At 60.1% G+C, this 10,070-nt stretch carries 9 protein-coding genes and 2 pseudogenes; 7 read left to right on the top strand and 4 right to left on the bottom strand.

What is annotated here, in order from left to right:
* Together tnpB and G3O06_RS30655 are read left to right on the top strand one after the other, a co-directional pair.
* A partial coding sequence (gene tnpB / locus G3O06_RS30660) for an IS66 family insertion sequence element accessory protein TnpB (RefSeq protein WP_205818445.1) occupies positions 1 to 194 on the top strand: 194 nt, incomplete at its 5' end.
* Between the two features lie 31 nt (positions 195 to 225).
* Positions 226 to 1,548 (top strand): annotated as a pseudogene (locus tag G3O06_RS30655) (IS66 family transposase); the annotation flags it as partial.
* Between the two features lie 21 nt (positions 1,549 to 1,569).
* Here G3O06_RS30655 and G3O06_RS30650 read toward each other — a convergent pair.
* A complete protein-coding gene (locus tag G3O06_RS30650; RefSeq protein WP_205818444.1) occupies positions 1,570 to 2,604 on the bottom strand; it encodes an IS481 family transposase in 1,035 nt (344 codons plus the stop codon).
* A 38-nt stretch (positions 2,605 to 2,642) separates the two neighbouring features.
* On the opposite strand from G3O06_RS30650, the pseudogene G3O06_RS30645 reads away from it, so the two are divergent.
* A pseudogene (locus tag G3O06_RS30645) lies at positions 2,643 to 2,882 on the top strand (transposase domain-containing protein); the annotation flags it as partial.
* A gap of 23 nt (positions 2,883 to 2,905) precedes the next feature.
* Here G3O06_RS30645 and G3O06_RS30640 read toward each other — a convergent pair.
* From G3O06_RS30640 to G3O06_RS30630, 3 genes are all read right to left on the bottom strand, one after another.
* Positions 2,906 to 3,184, bottom strand: coding sequence for a hypothetical protein (locus G3O06_RS30640; protein ID WP_205818443.1), 279 nt, complete (start codon positions 3,182 to 3,184; stop codon positions 2,906 to 2,908).
* 222 nt (positions 3,185 to 3,406) lie between these two features.
* Entirely contained in the window at positions 3,407 to 5,023 is a 1,617-nt protein-coding gene (locus G3O06_RS30635; protein WP_241020321.1) for an SAVED domain-containing protein, read from the bottom strand.
* Positions 5,024 to 5,067: 44 nt separating this feature from the next.
* The gene (locus G3O06_RS30630; protein ID WP_034190891.1) at positions 5,068 to 6,009 is read right to left on the bottom strand and encodes a WYL domain-containing protein; all 942 of its coding nucleotides are present in this window, start codon (positions 6,007 to 6,009) and stop codon (positions 5,068 to 5,070) included.
* 105 nt (positions 6,010 to 6,114) lie between these two features.
* Between G3O06_RS30630 and G3O06_RS30625 the strand changes: the two genes are divergently transcribed.
* From G3O06_RS30625 to G3O06_RS30610, 4 genes are all read left to right on the top strand, one after another.
* A complete protein-coding gene (locus tag G3O06_RS30625; RefSeq protein WP_184247900.1) occupies positions 6,115 to 6,291 on the top strand; it encodes a hypothetical protein in 177 nt (58 codons plus the stop codon).
* A gap of 111 nt (positions 6,292 to 6,402) precedes the next feature.
* Positions 6,403 to 7,614, top strand: coding sequence for a nucleotidyltransferase (locus tag G3O06_RS30620; RefSeq protein WP_205818442.1), 1,212 nt, complete (start codon positions 6,403 to 6,405; stop codon positions 7,612 to 7,614).
* Positions 7,615 to 7,621: 7 nt separating this feature from the next.
* Positions 7,622 to 9,424 (top strand): ThiF family adenylyltransferase, encoded by a 1,803-nt coding sequence (locus G3O06_RS30615; protein WP_205818441.1) that lies wholly within the window; start codon positions 7,622 to 7,624, stop codon positions 9,422 to 9,424.
* Complete coding sequence (locus tag G3O06_RS30610) at positions 9,421 to 9,978, top strand: Mov34/MPN/PAD-1 family protein (RefSeq protein ID WP_205818440.1); 558 nt, start codon at positions 9,421 to 9,423, stop codon at positions 9,976 to 9,978. Before G3O06_RS30615 ends, G3O06_RS30610 begins: the two co-directional genes overlap by 4 nt.
* The last annotated feature ends 92 nt before the right edge of the window (positions 9,979 to 10,070 follow it).

Below are 10,070 nucleotides of genomic sequence, written 5' to 3'. Positions count from 1 at the left end.
GTATCAAGATTCTCGGCTGGGGCGGCAACGGCTTCTGGTTGCTGCTCAAGCGACTCGAAGCCGATCGCTTCATCTGGCCGAACGGAAGCGACACGATCACGCTCACCGCCGAGCAGTTGCACTGGCTGCTTGACGGAATCGACCTGGCCGTGATCCAGAAGCATCCCCAGCGATATTACGCGCGGATGAGCTGAACATCACGAGGGCGGCATGGTCTAATCGGTCATGCCGAACAGTCGCGTCATGCCCAGTGTTGAGGAATACAAATCACTGCTTGCAGAACGCGAAGCGCTGCGCGTTGAGCTTCGACTCGTGACGGCCCAGCGCGATCTGGCCGAAGAGAAGCTGCGGGCCTACAAGCACGAACTGTTCGGTGCATCGAGCGAGGCGCGCCATGCCGACCAGCTCGGCCTGTTCAACGAAGCAGAGGCACTTGCAGCGGCTACCGACGCGCCCGCGCGCGAGGATATGCCCGGCACGTCGGTCGCCGCCCACACGCGAGGCAAGCGCGGGCGCAAACCACTCGATCCGAACCTGCCACGCGAGGTCGTGCGGCACGAACTGCCCAAGTCCGAACGGTTCTGCGCGCATGACGGCCAGGCCCTCGTCGAGATCGGCGTGGAAACGAGCGAACAGCTCGACGTGATTCCCGAGCAAGTGCGCGTCGTTCAATACCAGCGGGTCAAGTACGCCTGCCCGAGCTGCGATCTCGGTATCAAGGTTACGCCAGCACCGGCGCGCATCATTCCTCGCGGGCTGCTCACGGAATCCGCGCTGGCGTGGATCATCACTGGCAAATACCAGTACGGTATGCCCCTGTATCGCCAGGCCACGCTGCTGCGTCGCTTCGGCGGCGACATCTCGTCGAACACGCTGGCCGCCAGCGTGGTGCGGGTGGGGCTGGCCACGCAGCCGGTGATCAACCTGATGCGCGACGCGCTGCTCGAATCAGACCTGATCTACGGCGACGAGACAACGTTCCAGGTGTTGAAGGAACCAGGGCGAAGGCCGCAGGCGAAGAGTTACCTGTGGGCTCAGGTCAACGGCTCAGGGCCGCCCGTGCGGATGTTCTCTTACTCGCCCGGGCGCGGTGCCCAACATGCGCAGAAGCTCTATGCTGGTGTGCAGCCCGGCACTGCATTGATGACTGACGGATACGAGCTCTACAACGGCATCGCCCACGATCACCAGCTCGTGCACCTCGGATGTTGGGCCCACGTGCGCCGCGGCTTCATCAAAGCCGAGGAGTCTGTGCCGAAAGCAGCACGCTCGCCGGATCTGCTGGCGACGCGCTTCGTGATGCTGATCGGCAAGCTGTTCGCGGCCGAAGCACGCAGTGCACAATGGAAACCAGAGCGGCGGCAGCGATTGCGTATCCGATACAGCGTCCGCGTGCTCACCATCATCGAGCGCATGCTGATCGAGCATCTGCCGGGCGTCGTGCCGTCGAGTCTGCTCGGCAAGGCATTGCAGTACATGAGCGGACAGTGGCACAAGCTGATCCGATACGTCGGTGACGGAAACTGGCCGATCTCGAACAACCTATGTGTGCGATTCACGGACATCGTTTCACTTTTTAGTGCGCCGTTTCCGTTGCGTGCTGGAGCTCGAGGCTCCGTTAGGAGACACGAGCTCCAGCACGCGCCGGTGATGTTCGGCGAGGGTCTTGTCGACGCGCCATTCGCGGTGTCGAATTCGCTCTTTCGTTTCGTCGTAGGCACCTTCCACCTCCTCCGCGAGAGGTGTGACTTCGCCTAACTCGGCGATACGGTCGATGGGCGTCTTGCCACCAAGTGAGCCGTGCGGGCGCCGCCAGTTGTAGTCGAACTGCCACTCCTCAATGCGTTGGTCGATCGCATCCTCGGTAGGCGGATGATGCGACCAGAATTCGTTGCGGTCGGTGAGCTGTGAACGCTCAACCTTGCCATTGAGGTGTGGCGAGCGTGGCGGGATCGGTCGGAATTTGATGCATTCGCTCATCAAGCGCCGCTGCACCGACTCGGCGAAAAACTCACCGCCTCGGTCGGTCTGGATACGCTGGATCGGGAACGGCATCTCCTCAATGACGCGATCAAGAAAAAGCAGCGTATTTCGGGCATTTCTGCGTGGGTATATCGCCAGTACCCGGAATCTCGAACAGTCGTCGATCGCCGTGTATTGGTACGCACCTCGAGCGATTTTCATCGTGTCCATCTGGACGCGGTCTCCAGGCACCGGCCGGCTATAGCGTTTCGGCTGCGCCGGTCGCCTGGATCGAATCAACGGCTTTACACCCGCCTCGCTCAAGATCTTGTGAATGGTCGCGAGAGATAGTTCTCGTTGCTCGTGCAGTCGCAAATCATTCTGGATTCGCCGTGCGCCTTTGCGTTCGGCACGCAATCGGAGGATCGTCGCCCGATCAGCCGCGGAAACCTTCTGGTTTGGGCTGCGGAGTGGCCGCCGGCTTCGAGACTGGAGTCCCGCTTCTCCAGCTTCCTGGTAGCGGCGTAGCCATTTGCGAAGTGTCGGTCGAGATATGCCACATCGCGCGCACACGAGGCCGGCATTGCCGGTCTCGTGATACATGCGTACCCAACGTAATCTCGCGGCGATTTCTCGGTCCATCGCTTCATTTTAGTTGAAACGATGTCTATGAATCACACAACCTATGTGAGAACGCGATCAGGCCGTTCGTCGTCGGCCGCAAGGGCTGGCTGTTTTCCGATGCGGTCGCCGGCGCGCAGGCCAGTGCCAACCTCTACTCCCTCGTCGAAACGTGCAAGGCCAATGGAATCGAGCCATATCGCTATCTCGCCTGGCTGTTCCAGAGGTTGCCTCTGGCGAAAACTGCCGACGCCTACGACGCGCTGCTTCCGTGGAAGCTGCCGCTCGATCTCCGCTGATCCGTGTTCTTGCCACACGTCGTTCAAGCGGGCTTATGCATCGCCTCTACAACGCAGTATGCCCACTTCGCACCATAGTCCACCGACCCGGTGGCATAGCGTTCTCCGCTAACGACTTCATCCATCGTTGGAACGCGCAGACCGAGGCTTTGCGCTTGATGCGTCGCTTCGCGAAATACGGCGTCGCGCTCCGCTGCTAGCCACTCGTCGACGCTGCGCCCTTTGCGTTTGGTCGCCTCGGCTTGGAATGCGTGGTAGATACTGCGCGCTGGTTCGCGCCGGGGTTCAAAGATGTCTCGCATTATGTGTATCCCCTATCGATATACGTGGCCGGACGGCAAATAAGACATTCGCCCATGTTACACGGTGTCATCGCATGTCAAGTCTAGTGATCTGCAGCAAGGGTGGCGTCGTTATCCGATCGCTTACCGCATGTCGAAGCACCTTAGTGTGTGCCCAACAGCGATCTCATCGGAACATGTGAGTGTTGAACAGCGCTTCGTGTTGGCCGGTGAGCGAGCACGTTACGCCAGTTTGAGTGCTTCGCCCGTGCGGAGCGACCGCACTTCCCGGTTGTCGATCTCGATCGTTGCCAGGAAGCTACCTCCCGGTCCGGGCATTGACTCATGACATCGATACGTCGCGTGATTGCGCGCCTGCAGCTTCTGACCCAACTTGAAGCATACTGATGCGGGCGCGCCCACGAACAGGTGGACACGCTTCACGCCCCAGTCGTCCTGCAGAATACGCACGGACTCACCGAGCTGCTTTGATACCAGATCGATGTCCTCTTCGCTCGTCAGGATGTCGTGGTGCAGACGTTCACTCGAAGAGACTTCCAGTGCGCCGATCGTGAACGAGCCGTTCTCAGTCAACCCGGACGGCAGGCGATCTGGGGAAATCTTGAACGTAAGCGAGACGACAAGGCATGCTTCCTCGGCGCCGGCCTTATGGGGGTGCAGTTCATTCACGAAAAACTTGTTTGAGGGCGAGACCGGAACGTCTGAGTCAAACGCCCAACGCCCACCTTCTGCCTGAATTGGGCGCTCGCGCCTGAACTGGAAGAGACTGACCGCGCTCGCTTCTCCAAACAGGCGACCTGCGAGCACCAGCACCGACGTCCCGTGCAGAGGGAAAACCGCAAGCGGTGTCGCACCTGCCGTGTCCGACGCTGTTCGAAGAAACTTGCGCAGTTGCGGCAGTTCACCTTCCAACGAGTCGAAAAGCGATGACCAGTACGGCCCCGAGTGAGGATCGTACTGGTTCCAGCCATTTTCGAAGAATGTGTGTGCATGCCCGCGCTTCATGCGAAGTTTCCGGGTCCAGAGAGCCTCCTCTGCTTCACGCGCGACGAAGTGCGGTGACTGAGCCGTGACGTTGCCCATCAACACGACAGGGACTACCTCCGGGTACTGCAGCGAAGTGAGCAGCCGCCGGACTTCTGCAATGCTTTCCTCACGCATTTTCTGCAGCACGGCCACCGTAAACCGGTCAGGATCTTCGCGATCAATACGGCGGTGACATTCGTCGCAGAGAAGGAGGAAGTTTTCTATATCGTCCGCCCGCACGCCGGACAGCAGGGCATCGCCGCGCGGACCTTTGGGCGACGACGCGATGATGTGAGCGAAATAGCTCGACTTGCTTGCGACGCCCGAAACGGCGTGTGTGCGCAGATCTTTTCCGCATCCCGAGAACTGGCATCGCCACGCGGCCAGATAACCAAGGTCTTCGAGGTCAGCATCTTTGGGCGCAGGACCCCGTCCACTGGGTCGGGTCAACGAATCCGCATGTTGCAACCAAGCGTCCACGTCTGTGCGGGCAGTCCGCACTGGCGTGACAGCAGTGAGGTCGGACGCAACTGGCGATCCCGTCACATCCAGCCACCAGAGCGTGCCCGAGTCGGCCGGCGCGCGGGTGGCTGCACCACTTTTCAAGCCGAAATCACCGCGTCCGCGCAGCGTCCAGACGCTTGTCGGGTTGTCGCGCGTCGCGAGAGCTGCGGTGAAGCCGTTCGCAATGACGAGGACGTCGTGCCCCCTGACAGCTGCGTCGTCGATTGCCGCTGCCATGTCGGCATCCGAGAAGATTTCCAATTGCGGCATATTGCCCTTTTCACCTTGGGGAGAGATGCTGGCGGACATCAGGGCCGATGACATATCGTGCCATCGGCCTGGCGGGTGCCGTGCTACAGGGCCTGGATGTGCCTGTTTCCGGGATCACCTTTCGGATCTACATAGCCGGGTGCCAGTTGCGCGTTACTGGCGCCGTAGAGCGCCAGAGGATCTTTGAGCCACAAGGCATACTCGATACCCTTTAGGCGGTGATCGGGCGAGCAGTCGATGGTCCAGCGACGTAGCATATATCCCGCATTGGCGGCACGCACCTTCACTTGCAGTACGCCATCAGGCATGTCGTAGTCCATCATCACGACCTCAGGTCTCGGATGTTCGGGATGCGGGACCAGTTCCAGTTCAATGATGCGATTCCACTGAACGTCCTGATCGACCTTTTCTTCGTCCCCGATTGGGCTGTCCTCTAGAAGGACAGGACTCTCCATTCGTGTGAAGACGAAGTCGCGAAATCCCTTGCGTCGTCGGTCGTAGGCGCGAACGTGCCAGCGACTGCCGTTGTTCACCAGCGCAATCGGCACGATCTCCCGTTCGTTGCGCCCACTTTCGACGGATGTGTATGTCATGTGCACCGCTTTCCCACGGTGGATGGCGCGAGTGATGGGGGCAAGCACCGACATCCGGGGCACGGTCAGGGCGATCGGAAATTCGCAACGCACCATCGGTTTCAGTTCATCACCAATACCTTCGCCAAAGCCTCGGGAGAGTGCGGTCAGCACACGTTGCGGCGCATGGTCGAACAGTGGCACGAAGTTCTGCGTTGGCCGGTAGACCTTGTCCGAATTATCGAGTTCGAGGTTGCCCGGTGCGATCTCCTTATATTGCGCAATATCGCGCGTGGCGGCCGCAGGCCCGGTCCCGAAACGGTCCGCGACGTCAGCGCGCCGTAACTCACCGAGGAAGTACAGCTTGAAATCAATATGCGAGAGTCGCTCGCGCTGAACCTGAGGCAAACGGTCCAAAAGCGCTCGGTTGGGATTGTTGACAGTTGCGTTCATGATGAAATGATACCCGATATCCCGATGTAATAGAATACGATCGAGCGTTTGACATCGTCAAAATGATTAGATATAGTGCTCGTTATCAACTTTGAGGGGTATGCCATGGCGAAGAACAGGCCCTACGGGGATGGCCACCGCATCGGCGCAGTGCGCGATCGCAGTCAGACGCAGACGCCGTCCGGGCACTACGTGAAGCGCGATGCTGATACCGGGCGCTTCATGGACGTCAAGACGTCGGACAAAACGCCGTTCAAGGGTGTTCGGCGCGAGAAAAAGTAGCATTTAGCCCTGCTGGAAAGCGGCGAGGGCGTGCCGGGCAGCGTGTGCACGTCCAGGCCCCTTCGTGTCTGTGCAGTGGTTTTTCACACTTTCACCTCGAACGAGGCTCCAATGACGACCAACCTTTCACTGTCGAAGCGGGTCATCGCGGCGCTTAACGCCCGCAGCGAGACGCAGCAGTGGGAAACGCTTATCGCGCGGCTGCTGCGCCGTCTCGAGCTTGATGCTGCAGACCGTGCCCGCGCGGAGGCGGATTACGCCAGGCTTGCTGACGATTTGGCCAGGAAGCTGGACATTCCTCGCCACGACGTACACATCTTTCCGCAAGGCTCGATGCGCACGCAGACCACCATCAGCCAACGGTATCCGGTGAATTTCGATCTCGATCTGGTGGTGAAGCTGACTGGTCCGCATTACGATTCCCCGGATCCGGAGTTGATGTTCGCGTTGTTTGGCAAGGCACTCGAAGGCAACGAGGCAGTCACGGGCAAGCCGGAAGCGAAGCGTCGTTGCTGGCGCTTGCCGTACCCCGGCCGGCCGTACTATTTCGATCTGACGCCGGCGGTGCGGGATCAGACGGGGCGACAGGGATCCAGCCTGTCCGTGCGAGATCCCGAGACACGGTGGGCGCCATCGAACCCGGAGGAGTTCGCTGACTGGTTCTGTACGCATGCGGCACGACGCTTCCAGTTCCAGACCACCCTACTGAAGTCGAAGGTAGAGGCGCGTACAACCGTAGCACCATTGCCGGACGGCGACGTGGGTCTTGACGACATCCTGCGGCGGTCGGTCCAGTTGATGAAGCTGCACCGCGACACGATGTATTGGGGCGCCGACGAGAAGAAGAAGGAGGCGATGCCAATCTCGGTCATCATCGTTACGCTTGCGACGAAGGCTTACGCCGATCTGCATGCGCGGCGTGGTGCGGAATTCACCTCCCCGATCGAGGTAGTACTTGCTCTCGTCGAAGCGATGCCGGATTTCATCGAGCGGGATCACAGGGGGTGGCGCGTCGAAAACCCGAAACTCACGAGCGAAAACTTTGCCGACAAGTGGAACGAGGACGATGGTGCGCGCGCGAAGGAGTTTGTTCGCTGGCATGCTGCATTGGAGCGCGATCTGGACGCGTTGCTGCATCAGAGCCATCGCGCCCCCAGTGAAGAAAGGATCAGGAGTATCTTCGGCTCGGCAGGCCTCGAAGCTTGGAGGGAAAGCCGTCCCAAGGCCAACGTGCTCGACGGGCTAGTCAACAGTGCCGACGGATACAGGAAGGCCAACCCTGACCACCCCGTGAAGACTGGCTCGTCGAATACGCTCGGCTGAAGGAAGCATGGAACGCAGCCCGTTCGAAGCGGTAGCCGCACAGGTCCGGGACTGGCTTGACGCCGGGCCCGGTTCAGCGTGGGCGCGGCGGGCAGGCCGTCTGCGCGCTGGTGAAGGGCATGCCTGGATCGTGGACCTCCACGATGACGCACTTCCGGTTCGATACGTGCGCATCGCGCTGCCGTTGGACTTTCCTGCAAGCCCATGCGAACTCTCGGTTGATCCGGGTCACTTCCTGCAGCTGCCACACATCGAAGCTGACGGACACGTATGCCTTGGACTGGTGCCGATTCCCCAGGACTATGACGATCCTGTGGCCGCTATCACGCGCGCGCTCGAGGCCCTCGACGACCAGTTGCTCGGCCCGAGCGCCGATCCACATTGGGTGCAAGAACAGTTCCACAACGAGCGCGCATCATACTGGGTCCACTATTGCGGCAAACGCCGACAGGCACCAGACCGTCGCGCCGTGGCCGCGCGAACATTCGTCGATGTAGGCAGTACAGGTAACTGGTCGGAAGGTGCCATCGCGGCCTACATTCCGGCAGGGTCGAAGCATCGACGCTACGCGCTGCAAGTGGCTACTGTCGCGCCTGTGGAGCCCCATGGGCTTGCAGCGCGACACGGCTGGGCCGACGGGACGATGGTCTGCGGTAGCGCACTTTTCGTGCGTCTTGCCGACGATGAGCCGTGGACGCCGGCAACCTGGCCAGCGTCTTTTGATGCCCTCGATGCACTGGTGCGCAGGGCGACGCATGGCGAATGCTCGCTCACGCAGTGGGCTGGCAAATGCAGTCGTGCGGATGTGGCAGCTCGGGCGAAGCGTTCGGCGAAGGGGCGCGCCAAGCGCGAACCCGAAGTGCCGCCCGGTCAATCACCACTGCTGGTTGTGCTGGTGCAGGGTCCTCTGGTGTTCGGGTATCAGGTATATGCCACTGCGCTGCCTTTGCTAAAGGCGCCGTGCATTGAACCTGTGTGCGTCACGCGCGTCGATGCTGACTGGGCGCTCGCGCGTGACCATAACCTGGATGTATTGCACGAGAGGCGAAAAAAGCGCGTCCTGCTGCTGGGAAACGGATCGCTGGGCAGCTCGCTGGCGAAGGCACTGGCGCGCAGCGGTATCGGCTATCTTGATGTCGTCGATGTCCAGTTGATGGGAGTTGAGAACACCAGTCGGCATGAGCTCGGGATCGCAGAGGTAGGACAGCCCAAGGCATCGGCTCTCGCCCGGAAACTCTGGCGGGATATCCCAGGGCTGGACGTGCGAGGTTTTCGTGCCGATGCATCGACATGGATCACGAAAAACTGCAGGCCGGAAACGTACGACCTGGTGGTGGAGTGCACGGCTGAATCCTCGGTACGTACCTTCATCTCACACATGCGGTCCACACTGTTCGGTGACACCCCGATCGTTCACGCATGGACGGAGCCGCTTTGCAGCGCTGGGCACGTCGTATTGACGCAGACCGCAGTGCCGTGGCCAGCGGATGACCCCGCCGACGAACTTGTTAACGCCAGTGATTTGTCCGCGCGCGACACACGCGTGAGTCTTCCAGCCTGTTCGGACGGTTTCCACCCATATGGTGCAGCCGACATCCAGCTGGTGGCGGCATTCGCAGCCGAGCGCATCATTGGGATACTGGACGACATGCAACAGCCGTCGACTGTATGGTCATGGGTTCGATCAAGTGCCTATTTTGAAGCGTTACCTGTCCTTGTAAACTCACGCGCTATCGTGCCCTACAGCGTCTCGAAAGCGGACAGCGCCACGACTACCCGCAGTCTTTCGAACGTGTTGGGGTACGAATGAAGTCACCTGCACTTTCGTACCGACTGCCTGACGCTACATGGTCGCTTCGGTTCGCCGAGTCAGCGCTTCAAACGCTGCTCGATCACGTTCAACATTCGCGCACAAGCAACGAATCCGTGGGTCAGCTCTTCGTGAGAGATCTGACGGAAGATCCGGTTGTCGTTGAACTTGCGACCGTTTTGGTGCCCACACGGGCTGCGTGGGCTCGTGTCGTCTTTGACACAGATCGGGCGATGACCGAGCGCGAAGTGCTTTTCGAGAAGGGGCTGCATTGCATAGGGCTCTGGCACACACATCCTGAGCCATCACCGACACCATCCACTGATGATCGTATGCTGGCGCGCGAACACGCTCTTGCAGCCCGGTCGCAGCTTGCAGGCATTGTATTCGTGATCGTAGGCACCGTGCCTGCACCTGCTGGCATCCGCGTCTGGGTTGACGATGGGATTGTCCTGCGTGAAGCAGTTGTCGATGAAAGGCAGGGCGGCCGGGCTTATGAGAAGGCCTGTGCAGATATCCAATCAACGCGACTACGGACCGAATGTCGAAAATGACGATATGTGCCTTGTTTCGATGGCACAGCTATTTGAGTGTTTCGGCTGCAGGAACGTTATCCTGCGCTGAGATAAAACAAAAAGGTTTGTCC

Source organism: Burkholderia sp. Ac-20345 (assembly GCF_017104825.1).
GTDB lineage: Bacteria > Pseudomonadota > Gammaproteobacteria > Burkholderiales > Burkholderiaceae > Burkholderia > Burkholderia lata_B.
Note: the sequence above shows the minus strand (reverse complement) of the source record. Positions and strands in the feature narration are given on the sequence as shown.